Annotated in this window: 15 protein-coding genes; 11 read left to right on the top strand and 4 right to left on the bottom strand. The window is 57.1% G+C overall.

The window, feature by feature from the left end:
* Positions 1-27 precede the first annotated feature (27 nt).
* Complete coding sequence (locus IBX51_RS00190) at positions 28-615, bottom strand: PilZ domain-containing protein (protein WP_291827264.1); 588 nt, start codon at positions 613-615, stop codon at positions 28-30.
* Positions 616-736: 121 nt separating this feature from the next.
* On the opposite strand from IBX51_RS00190, the gene IBX51_RS00185 reads away from it, so the two are divergent.
* Together IBX51_RS00185 and IBX51_RS00180 are read left to right on the top strand one after the other, a co-directional pair.
* Positions 737-1981 (top strand): lipoprotein-releasing ABC transporter permease subunit, encoded by a 1245-nt coding sequence (locus IBX51_RS00185; RefSeq protein ID WP_291827262.1) that lies wholly within the window; start codon positions 737-739, stop codon positions 1979-1981.
* On the top strand, positions 1974-2681 hold the full coding sequence (locus IBX51_RS00180; RefSeq protein ID WP_291827258.1) for an ABC transporter ATP-binding protein: 708 nt from the start codon (positions 1974-1976) through the stop codon (positions 2679-2681). Before IBX51_RS00185 ends, IBX51_RS00180 begins: the two co-directional genes overlap by 8 nt.
* Here IBX51_RS00180 and IBX51_RS00175 read toward each other — a convergent pair.
* Positions 2669-3226: a DUF2062 domain-containing protein gene (locus IBX51_RS00175; protein WP_291827255.1), complete on the bottom strand. Its 558-nt coding sequence runs from the start codon at positions 3224-3226 to the stop codon at positions 2669-2671. The genes IBX51_RS00180 and IBX51_RS00175 overlap by 13 nt on opposite strands.
* An 81-nt stretch (positions 3227-3307) precedes the next feature.
* On the opposite strand from IBX51_RS00175, the gene IBX51_RS00170 reads away from it, so the two are divergent.
* The 9 genes from IBX51_RS00170 (at position 3308) to murB (ending at position 12214) form a co-directional block, all read left to right on the top strand.
* Positions 3308-5764 carry a DNA internalization-related competence protein ComEC/Rec2 gene (locus tag IBX51_RS00170; protein WP_291827252.1) on the top strand — a complete coding sequence of 819 codons (2457 nt, stop codon included), beginning with the start codon at positions 3308-3310 and terminating at the stop codon, positions 5762-5764.
* 72 nt (positions 5765-5836) lie between these two features.
* Complete coding sequence (locus IBX51_RS00165; protein WP_291827248.1) at positions 5837-6463, top strand: MotA/TolQ/ExbB proton channel family protein; 627 nt, start codon at positions 5837-5839, stop codon at positions 6461-6463.
* A 5-nt stretch (positions 6464-6468) separates the two neighbouring features.
* On the top strand, positions 6469-6894 hold the full coding sequence (locus IBX51_RS00160) for a biopolymer transporter ExbD (RefSeq protein WP_291827245.1): 426 nt from the start codon (positions 6469-6471) through the stop codon (positions 6892-6894).
* Positions 6891-8663 (top strand): lipid A export permease/ATP-binding protein MsbA, encoded by a 1773-nt coding sequence (msbA, locus tag IBX51_RS00155; protein ID WP_291827244.1) that lies wholly within the window; start codon positions 6891-6893, stop codon positions 8661-8663. The genes IBX51_RS00160 and msbA overlap by 4 nt, the downstream gene beginning before the upstream one ends.
* Positions 8660-9721 carry a tetraacyldisaccharide 4'-kinase gene (gene lpxK / locus IBX51_RS00150; RefSeq protein WP_291827242.1) on the top strand — a complete coding sequence of 354 codons (1062 nt, stop codon included), beginning with the start codon at positions 8660-8662 and terminating at the stop codon, positions 9719-9721. The genes msbA and lpxK overlap by 4 nt, the downstream gene beginning before the upstream one ends.
* Entirely contained in the window at positions 9714-9902 is a 189-nt protein-coding gene (locus IBX51_RS00145) for a Trm112 family protein (RefSeq protein WP_291827240.1), read from the top strand. Before lpxK ends, IBX51_RS00145 begins: the two co-directional genes overlap by 8 nt.
* Positions 9903-9928: 26 nt before the next feature.
* On the top strand, positions 9929-10714 hold the full coding sequence (gene kdsB / locus IBX51_RS00140; RefSeq protein ID WP_291827238.1) for a 3-deoxy-manno-octulosonate cytidylyltransferase: 786 nt from the start codon (positions 9929-9931) through the stop codon (positions 10712-10714).
* Positions 10707-11186: a low molecular weight protein-tyrosine-phosphatase gene (locus IBX51_RS00135; protein WP_291827234.1), complete on the top strand. Its 480-nt coding sequence runs from the start codon at positions 10707-10709 to the stop codon at positions 11184-11186. The genes kdsB and IBX51_RS00135 overlap by 8 nt, the downstream gene beginning before the upstream one ends.
* The gene (gene murB / locus IBX51_RS00130; RefSeq protein WP_291827231.1) at positions 11183-12214 is read left to right on the top strand and encodes a UDP-N-acetylmuramate dehydrogenase; all 1032 of its coding nucleotides are present in this window, start codon (positions 11183-11185) and stop codon (positions 12212-12214) included. Before IBX51_RS00135 ends, murB begins: the two co-directional genes overlap by 4 nt.
* A 58-nt stretch (positions 12215-12272) precedes the next feature.
* Here murB and IBX51_RS00125 read toward each other — a convergent pair whose 3' ends face one another.
* Together IBX51_RS00125 and IBX51_RS00120 are read right to left on the bottom strand one after the other, a co-directional pair.
* The gene (locus IBX51_RS00125; protein ID WP_291827228.1) at positions 12273-14006 is read right to left on the bottom strand and encodes a proline--tRNA ligase; all 1734 of its coding nucleotides are present in this window, start codon (positions 14004-14006) and stop codon (positions 12273-12275) included.
* 157 nt (positions 14007-14163) lie between these two features.
* Positions 14164-14661: an Lrp/AsnC family transcriptional regulator gene (locus tag IBX51_RS00120; protein WP_291827599.1), complete on the bottom strand. Its 498-nt coding sequence runs from the start codon at positions 14659-14661 to the stop codon at positions 14164-14166.
* Between the last annotated feature and the right edge of the window lie 123 nt (positions 14662-14784).

Here is a 14784-nt window from a genome sequence, read left to right as displayed (position 1 = left end):
CGAGGAAAAGTCAGCGTTTTTTCGATTCTACTCTTTTTGCCGTTGTCGGATTTGCCAGCGCATCACATGGCGGGCAATTTGTTGGCGATCGCTGTCTTCCAGTTTTACAAATTCGGTGTGAACCCTTGCTCCACCCCGGTCATCCGGTTCAGCGGTGAGAACTTCTGCAAGTGCTTGCGGCTGGTAGAGCTCCGGTGGTAGCGTCATCCGCACGGCGATCCGGTCGCCTTTGTTCCAGGCTCGAGTGCTGCTGCAGAAAGACAGTCCACCTTCGCTCAGAGTCACATCCTGCCAGTCTTCCGGTTGCAACGGATTTTGCTCAAAGGCGATAATGCGCGCCAGCGTGTCGAGCTTGCTGTTCATCGATTTGACCAGTCCGGTTAGCAAGCGGTCGCGCTCAGCCAAACTGGCCAGGTGTGCTTTGACGTCTTGGTCAAGCCGGCGAAACTCAGCTTTGAGGCTCTCCAGTGGCGTGCCATTAAACGGATCCGGATCGTTGTCCTGGCCCTGAGTGAGCCTGCGGATTTCCAGGCCAATGTGGTCCTCGATCCGAAAATACTCTCGTCGATCGGCTTTGGATTCCTTGGTCGGGTGCGTTGCGCGCGAGCCTGGCATTCTGTCTCCGCTGGGCTGATTTGTTATTAATTGAGAATAGTTTAGCAGTTTCCCGGGTGTGAGTAAGCGGCCCGGGATATCAAGCCACGACAGATCTGAAGGCAGCGACAGGCATCTCCTCATGTTCAGACCGTTATCGTTCTATATTGGTTTGCGGTATACCGCAGCCAAACGGCGTAATCACTTTATATCCTTTATATCCCTGACTTCCATGCTCGGGCTGATGCTCGGGGTGGCCGTACTGATTATCGTGTTGTCTGTGATGAACGGTTTTGACCGGGAGTTGAAGCAACGCATTCTGGGCATGGTGCCCCATGCCACCATTCAAGGCGCCTCCGGTCCCCTCGAAGACTGGGAAGAGGTGGATCGCCGGGTTCAGGAGCACCCACGGGTACTGGCTGCAGCGCCTTTTATCCAGGGGCAGGGCATGGTGACCGGTGGTGGCGAGGTTCGGGGTGTGATGCTTAGCGGTATCCTGCCGGAACAGGAAGCTACCGTATCGATCATTGAAAATCACTTTATTGAGGGTGGGCTGGATCAGCTGAAATCCGGTGAATTTGGCATCATCGTTGGCCGGTTGATGGCCTCCAGTTTGCGCCTGCAGGTGGGCGACAAGTTGACCGTCGTTCTGCCAGAGGCGTCTGTGACCCCGGCCGGGGTCTTGCCCAGGCTCAAACGCTTCACTGTAAAAGGTATTTTCAGTGTTGGCGCTGAACTTGATGGCAACTATGCCTTGATTCATATGGATGACGCCGCTCGACTGATGCGCACCGGTGGTCGGGCCGAAGGTGTGCGTTTGCTGGTGGATGATCTGTTTGCCGCACCACGGGTGGTGAATCAGGTTGCCCAGGATTTGGGTGGGCGCTATTACGTGTCGGACTGGACTCGCACCCACGGTAATCTGTTCCAGGCGATCCGTATGGAAAAGACCATGATCGGACTGTTGTTGATGTTTATTGTAGCGGTGGCGGCGTTCAACATCGTGTCCACTTTGGTGATGGTGGTGACGGACAAAACCGCCGACATTGCCATTCTGCGAACCATGGGCGCAACGCCGGGCCGCGTGATGCGGATATTTATTATTCAGGGTGCGGTGATCGGTGTGTTCGGCACCCTGATGGGCACGGTCCTGGGTATTGTCGGTGCCTTGAATATCAGCGCGTTCATTGCCTGGCTTGAAGATCTGATGGGGCATCAGTTTTTGAGTGCGGATGTTTATTTTATCAGTTACCTGCCGTCCCAGTTGCAATGGAATGATGTAGCAATCATCAGTGGCGCCGGGTTCGCTTTGAGCCTGTTGGCAACCATCTATCCGGCATGGCGGGCATCGAGAATTGAACCGGCGGAGGCTTTGCGTTATGAGTAATACTGAACAGAGCGCGGGCAAGCCCCTGGTCATTGACTGTCGACAGGTAACCCGAACTTACTCTGAGGGACCGGAAGTACTGACCATCTTCTCCGATATCTCTCTGGAGGTGTCTGCCGGCGAGACCGTGGCCATTGTGGGTAGCAGCGGCGCGGGTAAAACCACCCTGCTGAATTTGTTAGGCGGGCTGGACCGTCCCTCCTCCGGGCAGATTCACATTTGTGGCGAGGACATCCATCGGTTGTCGGAGGCAGGTCGAGCCAGGTTCCGTAATGGCCACCTTGGCTTCGTGTATCAGTTTCACCACCTGCTTCCAGAGTTTTCGGCACTGGAGAATGTTATGATGCCCTGTGCTTTAGGTGGGCAGCCTCTGGCGACGGCCAAAGCCAAGGCAGAATCATTGTTGGTGAAGGTAGGGCTTGGCGAACGCTTGAGGCACAAGCCTTCGGAGCTGTCCGGCGGTGAGCGCCAGCGAGTGGCTATCGCCCGCGCCCTGGTGAACGAGCCGGACTGCGTTTTGATGGATGAGCCGACCGGCAATCTGGATGAGCATACAGGAGAGGGCATTCGGGCATTGATCGAGGATCTCAGAGATCAGTCGGGCATCGCCTTTGTGATGGTCACCCATGACATGAAGATGGCTCGGAGTTTGGGGCGGGTGTTGCGCCTTGAGCAGGGACGGCTTATTCAGGAAGCCTGATCGCGGGCCTCTTTACGGGCTTTTTTGCGCATCTTTCGGGCGTGGCGGCGAACCTGCCAGTCGGTGCGAATTTTTCGCCGCCACAGAAACTGGATGACCATGTAAGCTGAGCAGCCAGCCATGGTCGCCACGACGATTGAGCCAACATACAGCGGCACCCCGATCTCCATCAGGCGGCTGCTCAGCCAGGACCAGGACAGCTGAAACTCGAAAGCCAGGACCGGTCGATCGAGTATCCAGGCGCCGACTTTGTAGTTGAAATAGAAGATGGGGGGCATGGTCAGCGGGTTGCTGATCCAGACCAGCGCCACCGATAGAGGCAGGTTGGCATTAATCCAGATCGCCATAAAGGAGGCAGCAACCATCTGAAATGGCATCGGGATAAAGGTCAGAAAAATGCCAATCAGAAAAGCCCGCGACACGCTGTGACGATTGATGTGCCAAAGGTTGGGTTCATGAAGGATATGGCCAAGAAAGCGCAATGATTCTATCGATTGCACTTTCTCCGGAGTTGGCAGATACCGTTTCATGAACTTCTTGGGCATCGGAAGTTCGGCCTGTTGCGTCTCGATGAATATTATCCGGCACATCAAAAAATGCCGGGCTTACGAACTGGAGGACAAGGATTGTCCTATCTGCTTTGCGATGATCACACGCTTGAAACTGGCGCGGGCAGTGTTGCCGGTATTATCGCGTTCTCGTGCGGCGTTATCTTACTGTATCAGCTGACAGTTTTACCACCGTATCCGATCTTGTTTCTCGCCATATTGGTTGTTACCGGGGGTGTCATTTGCGGCAAGTCGTTATGGCTCAAGCGGACCAGCCTTTGGGCATTGTGTTTGTTACTGGGTCTGGCCTGGGCTTGCTGGCATGCCAATGCCCGGTTGTCTGAGCGGTTGCCCGGGGAGCTTGAGGGCGCGCGCATTACGGTATCTGGCTACCTGTGTGACCTGCCGCAAGCAGGAAGCTTTGGCAGTCTTCGATTCAGTCTTTGCGTTTCCCGTTGGCACCATCCGGATGACCGTATAGACCCTCAGCGCCTTCCCCACAAAATCCGGTTGGCCTGGTATGGCCGTGATGGCCAGGCGCTGCCCGGACATCGGCTCCGGTTAGACGTCGTATTGAAACAGCCCCATGGAACGCTGAACAGCAACGGTTTTCGTTACGAGGACTGGTTGTTCCGGCACGGCTACCGCGCCACAGGCACCGTCAGGGGCGTCAGTGATGCTCCCTTTGTCACCTGTGGCTGGCATTGCCAATACCATCAATGGCATCAGTCGGTGGCGCAGGCTGTTCATCAGCGGTTTTCTGATGCCCGACAATACCCGTTAATTGCGTCGCTACTGATTGGCAATCGTGGTCATTTGACCGACGAACACTGGCATACGCTCAGGGCGACCGGAACGATTCACCTTGTCGCGATCTCTGGGCTGCATCTTGGGTTGGTGGCTATCGGGGCAGGGTTGATTGTGCGCAGGCTTTTGTTAGCCGCGCCGGCCCGCTGGGGCGGGGAGCGGGCAAGGCGGAAGGCGGCGTTTATCCTGGTGGCAGCGGCCTGTCTGATATACGCCCTTGTGGCCGGGTTCTCGGTGCCAACCCGGCGGGCCCTGATCATGGTTATTGTGGGTGGCTGGTACCTTTTGGTGGCTCGGGACGTCTCTGCCTGGCGGCCCTTTTCGGTAGCGCTGTTCATCGTTCTGTTAATGGACCCTTTTGCACCGCTCGATCAAGGGTTCTGGTTGTCGTTCGGAGCGGTCGGTGTGCTGTTGCTGGTGTTCACCGGTCGATTGGGCGCTCCAGGCTGGCTCAAGGGGCTTGTGCTTGCGCAGTTGGCAGTGTTTGCGGGCCTGTGGCCATTGTTGGCAGGGTTGGGGCAATCGCAGCCTGTGGCGGGCTTGCTCGCGAACCTGCTGGCGATCCCGTGGGTGTCATTGGTGGTGATGCCCGCATTGTTCGCCGGGACCTTCCTGATACTGCTTTCCGGGGGTGCCTTAACGGATTGGGTCATTTTTGGTTTTGATTCGGTGCTCGGTCTGCTCATGGTCTGGCTGGAGTGGGTCGAAGCCCTGGCCGCTCCTGTCGCGTTGTTGGCACCCACGGCGGCGCCCCTGCTGTTGGCAGTGCTGGCAGGCGTGATTTTGCTTGTGCTTCGTTACCCGGACCAAAGGTTTCGCCTGATGGCCGCAAGCCTTTTGGGCGCCTGGGGGTTGTTGGCGGCCGCAGGTGCTCAAGTAACGTCCAATCCGATGGTTGAACGGCCGGAAATCCGCATCTGGGATGTCGGACAAGGGTTGTCGGTTCTTGTGCGAGTCGATGACAACGTGCTGATTTACGATACTGGCCCGGAGGTACGTGGTGTGTTCTCTGCGGTGGAGTCCACTCTGATTCCCGGTCTTAAGGCCCTTGGAGTCAATCGAATCGATCATCTGGTGCTGAGCCACGCTGATAGCGACCACTCGGGAGGGCTTGGGCTGCTCGCGTCTGCTTTTGAGATTGGATTGATCAGCAGTGGCGAGCCGGAGGCGATTGCCGACAAGTTGGGCAATCGCTCCGGGTTTGCGGTCGAGCCGTGCCCGCAGCAAGGTTTCACCTGGCAGGATCTGGCGTTTGAATTCTGGCGCTCTAACTCCGGGCGGCCAGGTAACGACGCCTCCTGCGTACTGCGTGTCTACCACGCGGTGTCGTCCACCGACCTGTGGCTGACTGGCGATATTACTCGCCGGCAAGAAGCTGAAATGCTTGGCCCAGACGGTGTCGATTGGTTTGATCAGGCCGTTGCTCATCGAATGGTGCTGGCTCCCCATCATGGCAGCAAGACGTCTTCATCGGCCACCTGGGTGAGTGCCTTGCGGGCTGACTGGGTGATCTACACCGCCGGTTATCGCCATCGTTTTGGCCACCCGCACCCAGATGTTATGAGTCGTTACCAGGCTGCAGATGTGCAGGCTTTGAACACCGCCTGTGCCGGTGAGATTACGATTGAGCTCAATCAAGATGGCCCGAAAATCAGTGAACTGCGGCATGCTTCACGTTTTTGGATAGGCGGCCGGGGGCTTACCCGGGATCAATGCAATAGTCCGTGACATTCCAGGTGTGGCCTCAACCGGCACCTATGCTAAAGTAGCGCGGCTTGTAACTAATCAGGGAGATCAAGCGTGTTCGAGCTGTTGAAAGCCGGTGGCATCCTGATGGTGCCGATTGTTGCCTGTTCCATTCTGGCGCTTGCCATCGTTCTGGAGCGATTCTGGACTCTGCGGCCCTCAAGGGTAGCTCCGGTCCAGTCAATCAATGAACTCTGGCGCTGGATAAAGAAAAAAGAACTTAACGGGCGCAAGCTCAAAGCGCTTCAGGGGTCTTCTCCTCTTGGGCGTATCCTGGCTGGCGGGCTGATTAATGCCAAGCATGGCCGGGACATCATGAAAGAAAGCATTGAGCATGAAGCCAGTCAGGTTATTCATGAGCTAGAGCGTTTTCTGAACCCTCTGGGTACGATCGCTACGATTGCGCCGTTACTGGGGCTGCTTGGCACCGTCATTGGTATGATCAAGGTGTTCGCCGAGATCCAATTGGCAGGTGTTGGCGATGCCGGCAATCTTGCCGGTGGTATTTCCGAGGCCTTGATCACCACCGCTGCAGGTCTGAGCGTCGCTATCCCGGCGCTGATCTGCCACCGTTATTTCATCCGCCGCGTTGATGAACTGGTGGTTAACATGGAGCAGGAAGCCATCAAACTGGTGGAAGTGGTTCATGGTGACCGTGAAATCGACGTGGAAGGAGCCTGAACGCCGTGAAGTTCAAGCGCCAGAGAAGCCAGGAAGTCGGGGTCGACCTGACGCCACTGATCGATGTGGTGTTCCTGCTGCTGATTTTCTTTATGGTGTCCACCACCTTCACCCGGGAAAGTCACCTGCAGGTGGAACTGCCGTCAGCCAGTGGCGAACCGGCATCGCCGTCAGAATTACGCCAGATAGACGTCGTTATCAACGCTGAAGGCCAATATATTCTTAACGAGCGAACGCTGGTCAACAACCGGCGTGAAACCCTTGAGCGGGGTGTCAGGGAGCTGGCTGAGGGAGACAGCAGTCTGCCGTTCATCATTACTGCAGACGCAAGAACTCCCCATGAATTTGTTGTGCGTGCCATGGATGTGGCCGGCCGCCTGGGGTTTGCGAAATTGAGCATAACCACAGAGCGGGAGGCTGACAGCCCGTGATTGACTCAAAGCCTGAACCGCTTCAGGTGACACCAACAGGCAGCTGGGCAACCTACAAGCGGTTGCTGGGCTACGTAAAGCCGTTCTGGTTTGCGTTTTCGCTGGCCGTGTTTGGCAACATCATTTATGCCGCTGCGTCCACGGGCATGGCGGCTGCCATGGAGTATGTGATCACCGCCATCGAAAACCCCACAGACCAGAACCGCCTGATGTTAACCGGTCTGATCGTGGGCATTTTCGCTTTTCGCGGCGTGGGCACGTTCTTCAGTCAGTACTTCATCAGTTACGTTGGCCGCCAGGTCATCAACGCGCTCAGAAATGACGTGTTTGATCGGCTGATGACGCTGCCGTCCCGCTATTTCGATGACAACGCCGCCGGGCGCCTGGTATCCAAACTCACCTTCAACGTCGAGCAGGTGGCAGAGGCCGCCACCAACGCCATCACCATCACGCTGCGGGAAGGCCTGACCATTGTCGGCTTGCTGGGCTTCATGCTCTACACCAACTGGAAGCTCACGCTGGTGTTCCTGACCGTGGGCCCGGTGATCGGGCTGGTGGTAAATTACGCCAGCAAGCGCTTTCGCAAGATCAGCCAACGGATTCAGGGCTCAATGGGCGACATTACCCACGTTGCCTCGGAATCTATCGCCGGCTATCGGGTAGTCCGGACCTTTGGCGGGGAAGACTACGAGCGGGAACGCTTCCGCGATGTCAGTAATCGGAACCTCAAGCAGAGCCTGAAGATGGCGTCCACCCAGGCGATCAGTGTGCCGGTCATCCAGGTGCTGGTCGCCATCGCCATTGCCGCGCTGGTCTGGACCATGCTGTCGCCGGAGATCCGGGGCGAAATGAGTACCGGTCAGTTGATTGCCTTTATTACTGCAGCAACCACCATGGCCAAACCTATTCGCCAGGTGACCTCGGTGCACGCCAAGATTCAGAAAGGTGTCGCCGCCGCTTACGACGTGTTTGAAACCATGGATGAGCAGCCCGAGGAAGACTCGGGTCACTATTCGCCAAAAAGAGTAAACGGCGATATCGAGTTCGATAAGGTTTGCTTCCGCTATCGTGACCAGCTGGACAACGTACTCGACGGTATATCGGTGAGAGTTCCTGCCGGCCAGAGCGTCGCCTTGGTGGGCCGTTCCGGCAGTGGTAAATCATCCATGGTCAGTCTGCTGCCGCGGTTCTATGAATACACCGGTGGTGATGTCCGGATTGACGGACACTCTCTGAACGAGTTTTCGCTTAAGGGTTTGCGCTCCCAGATTGCCTTGGTCAACCAGAACGTGGTGTTATTCAATGACACCATTGCCGCCAACATTGCCTACGGCGCATTGCGTCATTGCAGTCGTGAGGAGATCCGGAGCGCGGCGGCAAAAGCCCACGCTCTGGAGTTTATTGACCGGATGCCGGAAGGGCTGGATACGATGATTGGCGACAACGGCGTGATGTTGTCTGGCGGCCAGCGCCAGCGATTGGCTATTGCTCGTGCACTGCTGAAGGATGCGCCCATTCTGATCCTTGACGAAGCCACATCGGCCCTTGATACCGAATCTGAACGCCACATTCAGGAGGCGCTGGAGACGGTCATGGCCGGGCGGACGACGCTGGTCATCGCGCATCGTTTATCGACTATAGAGAAAGCGGACCGGATTCTGGTGATGGATAAAGGACACATTGTGGAGTCTGGCACTCACGAAGAGCTGCTTGCCGCCGATGGCGCTTATGCTCAGCTGCACCAGATTCAGTTCAGCGAGCATGCATGAGTGCCGGTTTGATTGAGCGCCTTTGGTACCAACAGGGTAAACCACTGGCGGTGCTGTCGCCGCTGGCCTGGTTATACCGGACAGTGGCTGAGTCCAAACGGCGCAAAGCCTGGCAGGCCCGTAACGAACCTTTGCCGGTGCCGGTGGTCGTGGTTGGCAATATCACGGCGGGTGGTACCGGTAAATCGCCGCTGACGGCCCGGCTGGTCCAGCGAATGCAGCAGGAAGGTTGGAGGCCGGTCATCCTCAGCCGGGGCTACGGTGGTAAAAGCGACCGCTATCCACTGTTGGTCAGTCACACAACGCCGGCGACCGTCAGTGGCGACGAGCCCTTGATGCTGGCACTGGCCACGAGTTGCCCGGTGGTGGTCGATCCAGACCGTTGTCGCGGCGCCCACTGGGCCCTTGAGCAACAGCTGGGTGATGTGTTGATCTGCGACGACGGGCTTCAGCATTACCGATTGCCAAGAGACATAGAGCTGGCGGTTTTTGACGATCGGCGGGGTGTTGGCAATGGTGCGTTGATACCGGTAGGACCATTGCGAGAGCCTGTGTCGCGACTGGCGACCGTAGATTTTGTCGTCCTGAACGGGGCAGAGTTCCCGCCATCCGGGCAGCAGATTGATGAATTTGCCGGCATCGAGCACCCGGATATTCACGCTATGGCGCTGCGGCCATCCTCACTGGTTAACCTGAACTCAGGCGAAACGCTTACCCCTGGCGCGTTGCAGGGACAGTCTGTTCGAGCGGTTGCCGGTATCGGTAACCCTTCGCGGTTTTTCGACACGCTTCGGTCACTGGGAGCTCGGGTTCAGGAGGCGCCGTATGCGGATCATCATCGCTTTCGCCCGCAAGATCTTGGCTCCAGGCCGGGTGAATGGTTGGTGATGACGGCAAAGGATGCTGTTAAATGTCGGGACTTTGCGCCAGACAACGCCTGGGTGCTGACGGTGGATGCTTGCCTGTCAGAACCTTTTGAACACCGTTTTCTGGAGCGGCTCCGGCGGTGCTCCAAGTTGTTGCATCAACAAAACACTGAGAGAACACACCATGGATAAGAAATTGTTGGCCATGCTGGCCTGCCCGGTTTGTAAGGGCGAACTCAAGCTTAACGAAGCTCGCACCGAGCTGATCTGCTATCACGATGCCATGGCCTTTCCGATCCGTGAAGGCATTCCGGTGATGCTGGCTGTTGAAGCCCGCACACTGAGCTCTGACGAGCGACTCGATAAACACTGATTAACCTGCAAGCAGGACGCGCCATCATGTCATTTACCGTTGTCATTCCCGCTCGCTATGCCTCCAGCCGATTGCCGGGCAAGCCCCTGGCGATGATTGCTGGTAAGCCAATGGTTCAGCATGTGTGTGAGCGGGCCAGAGAAAGTCAGGCCGACAGGGTGGTGGTTGCCACGGATGACTCGCGTATTCAGGACGCCTGCCAGGCGTTTGGTGCAGAAGTGGTGATGACCTCGCCGTATCACGCCAGCGGCACCGATCGCCTGGAAGAGGTTGCCAGAAAGCTGGGCCTCGACCCGGACCATCGGGTCGTCAACGTGCAGGGCGATGAGCCTCTGATCCCGCCGGTATTGATCAATCAGGTAGCCGAGAATCTGGACCTGTACCCCGAAGTGGCCATTTCGACCCTGTGTGAACGGATCCATGACCCAAGGCAGGTATTCAATCCCAACGTAGTGAAAGTGGTGTTCGATGCCCGGGGTATCGCCCATTACTTCAGCCGTGCGCCGATTCCCTGGGCACGGGATTTCTGGCCGGCGAATGCCTGGGAAGCCGATGTCGATCTGCCTGACGGTATCGGGTACTTCCGGCACATCGGCATTTATGGCTATCGCGCCAGTGTATTGGGCCAGTTCGTCAGTTGGCCGCCTGCGCCTACCGAGCAGATAGAAGCATTGGAGCAGTTGCGTGCGTTGTACAATGGCGCTCGTATTCATGTGGATATTGCCGATCAACCGCCCGCCCCGGGCGTCGACACCGAGGAAGATCTGGCCCGGATCAGGGTTTTGTTAGAAGCAGGAGGACGTTATGTCTGAGCACGTCAGCGTACTGTTTGTGTGCCTGGGGAATATCTGCCGTTCACCCACCGCCGAAGGCGTCTTCCGGCAGCTGGCAAGCCAGCAGGGGATTTCGGAAAGATTGCGCATCGATTCCTGTGGCACTGGCAACTGGCACATTGGTAAAGCACCGGACACCCGCTCGATGGAAGCCGCAGGGCGCCGGGGAATTGATATCAGCGGTCTTCGGGCGCGCCAGATTGCTGTGGAGGATCTTGACCGGTTTGACTACGTATTGGTGATGGACCGCGAGAATCTGGCTGACGTTAGAGACCTGTGGCATCAGAACGGGGGAACAGAGCCTCGGTTGTTACTTGAGTTTGGCGAGTCTGGGCAAGCTGAAGTGCCCGATCCCTATTATGGCGGTGAAGACGGGTTTGAACGAGTCCTGGACTTGATACACGACGCCAGCAAGGGCTTGCTGGAGGACATCCGGAGGCGACTCGCTTGAGCCTGGGCCTCACCATTAACGAGCAGGCCAGTTTGAGTGCTCTGAACACCCTGGCGGTTGCCGCTCACGCCCGGTATCTGGTGGCTATTGGCAGCGAAGGCCAGTTGCGGGATGCGCTCCGCTGGGCTTCCGACCGTAAGCTGGATACCCTGGTGCTTGGCGGTGGCAGTAACCTGGTCTTTGCCGGTGACTATGATGGTTTGGTGCTGCACATGGCCATTCGTGGCCGAAGGTGGGAGCAGGCCAGTGGTGATGATGCGGTGCTGGTACTGGGCGCCGGCGAGAATTGGCATGAGGCGGTCGTGTACGCAGCCCGGTCGGGATACCGTGGCATTGAGAATCTGGCGCTGATTCCCGGCACTGCCGGTGCGGCTCCGGTGCAGAACATCGGCGCTTACGGCGTTGAGTTGGGCGATACCCTGATAAGCGTTACGGCACTCGATCGCAGTACAATGAAGTCGGTCACCCTGACGGCAGCAGATTGTGAGTTAGGTTACCGGGACAGTCTGTTCAAGCATCACCCGGGCCGTTACATCATTCTGGAAATCCGCCTGGGCCTATCCCGCTCACGGCCGCTCAAACTGGGTTATCGCGATCTTCAGAGCTATCTGGCGGATACTGATACTGCGTCTTTAACACCTCTGGATGTGGCTGAAGCCGTTATGGCGGTGCGTCGTCGCAAGCTGCCGGACCCTTCGGTGCTGCCCAATGTGGGCAGTTTCTTTAAAAATCCGGTGATTGATGCCTCCCGGTTTGAACGTTTGCAGTCGCAATTCCCTGACGTGGTCTCTTATCCGGCGGAGCAGGGCGTTAAACTGGCGGCCGCGTGGTTGATTGATCAGGCCGGCTGGAAAGGCTTCCGCAGTGCCCGGGTTGGAATTCATAACCGACAGGCGCTGGTTCTGATTAATCACTCAGGTGGTACCGGTGACGATGTGCTGGCGTTGGCGAAAGAGGTGCGCCAGTCTGTGCAGGATAAGTTCGGGGTAGAACTGGAAATGGAGCCGGGCATCGTTGGTCGACGGTAGCGTTGGTGTTGCCGTTCCGGGTGATCGATAACGCGATGCCCGGAACGGCCAGAACAACTTACAGGCTGCCTTTGGGAGAGGCCTTTACCAGAAACAGCAGGGCATCTTCGACAGCAATATCCTGCTTGTCTTCATCGCGACGACCCTTGTATTCCAGGGTGCCAGCCGTAAGACCGCGCTCGGAAACCACAAACCGGTGCGGTATACCTATCAGCTCCATGTCTGCAAACTTAACGCCCGGTCGCTCGTTCCGGTCGTCCAGCAGTACGTCATAGCCAGCCTGTCGCAGTTGCTCGTAGAGCTTCTCGCCAGCCTCTGCGACGATGGGTGACTTATGCGCATTCAACGTCACAATGGCGACTTCAAATGGCGCAATGGCATCTGGCCAGATGATGCCCTTGTCGTCATGGTTCTGCTCAATGGAGGCCGCCACGATGCGCGAAACCCCGATGCCGTAGCAGCCCATTTCCATGATCACGGTCTTGCCGTTCTCATCCAGTACAGTGGCGTTCATGGCCGAGCTGTATTTGTTGCCCAGCTTGAAGATGTGGCCCACTTCGATGCCGCGGCGAATTTCCAGTGTGCCCTTGCCGTCGGGGCTCAGGTCGCCCTCCACCACGTTGCGAAGATCTTCAACTCGGCCCAGCGGTAGATCTCTTTGCCAGTTTACGCCGGTCAGGTGGTAGTCATCCTTGTTGGCCCCGCAGACAAAGTCAGCCAAATGAGCGGCGCTGCGATCAATAATCACAGGCACCGGAAGGTTCACCGGGCCAATAGAGCCGGGTTTGCAGCCGATGGCTCTTTCGATTTCTTCATCAGTCGCCATGGTTAGCGGCTCGGCAATTCCCTGCAGGTTTTCAGCTTTGATTTCGTTCAGAGTATGGTCGCCGCGCAGAATCAGTGCCACCAGACCGGCATCGCCATTGTCATCGGCTTCAGCCTTGACCAGCAGTGTCTTCACGCTGCGCTCAGCCGGCAGGCCGAGGAACTGAGAAACGGCCTCGATGGTTTTCTGGCCCGGTGTGTGCACTTCGGTCAGGGGTTCTGTGGCCCCAGGGCGCTCGCCGGCCGGTGCAACTGCTTCGGCTTTCTCCATGTTGGCGGCGTAGTCGCTGTCGGTGCTGAACACGATGGCATCTTCACCGGAGGATGCCAGTACGTGGAATTCATGGGATGCACTGCCGCCGATGGCGCCGGAGTCTGCCTGCACCGGGCGGTAATCAAGGCCCAGACGGTCAAAGATGTTGCAGTAGGTCTGGTGCATCACCTGGTAGGTGTCGTCCAGAGAAGCCGCGTTGACGTGAAAGGAGTAGGCATCCTTCATGATGAACTCGCGTGAACGCATAACGCCAAAACGGGGACGGCGCTCGTCGCGGAATTTGGTCTGGATCTGATAGAAGTTGGCCGGCAGTTCCTTGTAGCTTTTCAGCTCATTGCGGATCAGGTCGGTGATCACTTCTTCATGAGTTGGGCCGAGGCAGAAGTCCCGACCGTGACGGTCGTTCATGCGCAGCAATTCGCCGCCGTACTGTTCCCAACGGCCGGATTCCTGCCACAATTCCGCAGGCTGAACCCCCGGCATCAGAACTTCCTGGGCCCCGCTCTTGTCCATCTCTTCACGAACAATCCGTTCCACTTTGCGCAAAGTACGCAGGCCCATCGGCAGCCAGGAGTATAGGCCTGCGGCCAGTTTCCGGATCATGCCCGCACGCAGCATCAGCTGATGACTGATAATTTCGGCGTCGGCAGGGGTCTCTTTCTGGGTGGCAATCAGATAACGGCTTGCTCGCATCGTTTCTTCCGCTTTGATGAAAAGTAGAAATGTAGACTGATCGGCAGGAGGGCTGGCCCGGGTCTGCCTGTCATGGTCGTAAAGTGGCTTTTATTGTACGGAGCCTGTGGCACAAGGTACAGACGATGAGGCGCTAATCTACAGACTGGTAGTCGCCTCAGGAAAGGTAACCCAGTGGCAAGGCGGTGCTGTCTATCACCCGCCGCAGCACAAAGCTGGAGTGCACCCCACTGACGCCTTGAATGCGGGTAATCCGGTTGAGCAGAAACTGGTGGTAGTGGTCCATGTCGGGTACCACCACTTTCAGCATATAATCGGCGCTTTGTCCGGTAATCAGATAACACTCCTGGACTTCCGGGTACGCAGCGACTTGCTCCTCGAAAGCGGCAAACCGTTCCGGCGTGTGACGGTCCATACCGATCAGGATAATCGCTGTCAGCGCCAGCCCGAGTTTCTTGTGATCCAGAATGGTTACTGTCCGCACGATAATACCTGCTTCTTCAAGGGTTCTCACCCGGCGCAGGCATGGGGAAGGGGATAGCCCGACTTTTTCGGCCAACTGCTGATTCGTGAGCGAGCCATTGCTCTGCAATTGTTCGAGGATTTTACGGTCGGTTTTGTCGATTCTGGCCAACGGCTTGGCGTTATTCGCAATCATCTTCTTCGCCTGATTAGAGTACGGCAATTATATTGCTAAAAATATCGAATGCTTGCGCAAATAGCAACCAAATGGCGCGCTGGGGGCGTTACACTGCTCTTTATAGTCACGATCAGCGGA

The sequence above is a fragment of the Marinobacter sp. genome (assembly GCF_014859525.1).
Classification (GTDB): domain Bacteria; phylum Pseudomonadota; class Gammaproteobacteria; order Pseudomonadales; family Oleiphilaceae; genus Marinobacter.
Note: the sequence above shows the minus strand (reverse complement) of the source record. Positions and strands in the feature narration are given on the sequence as shown.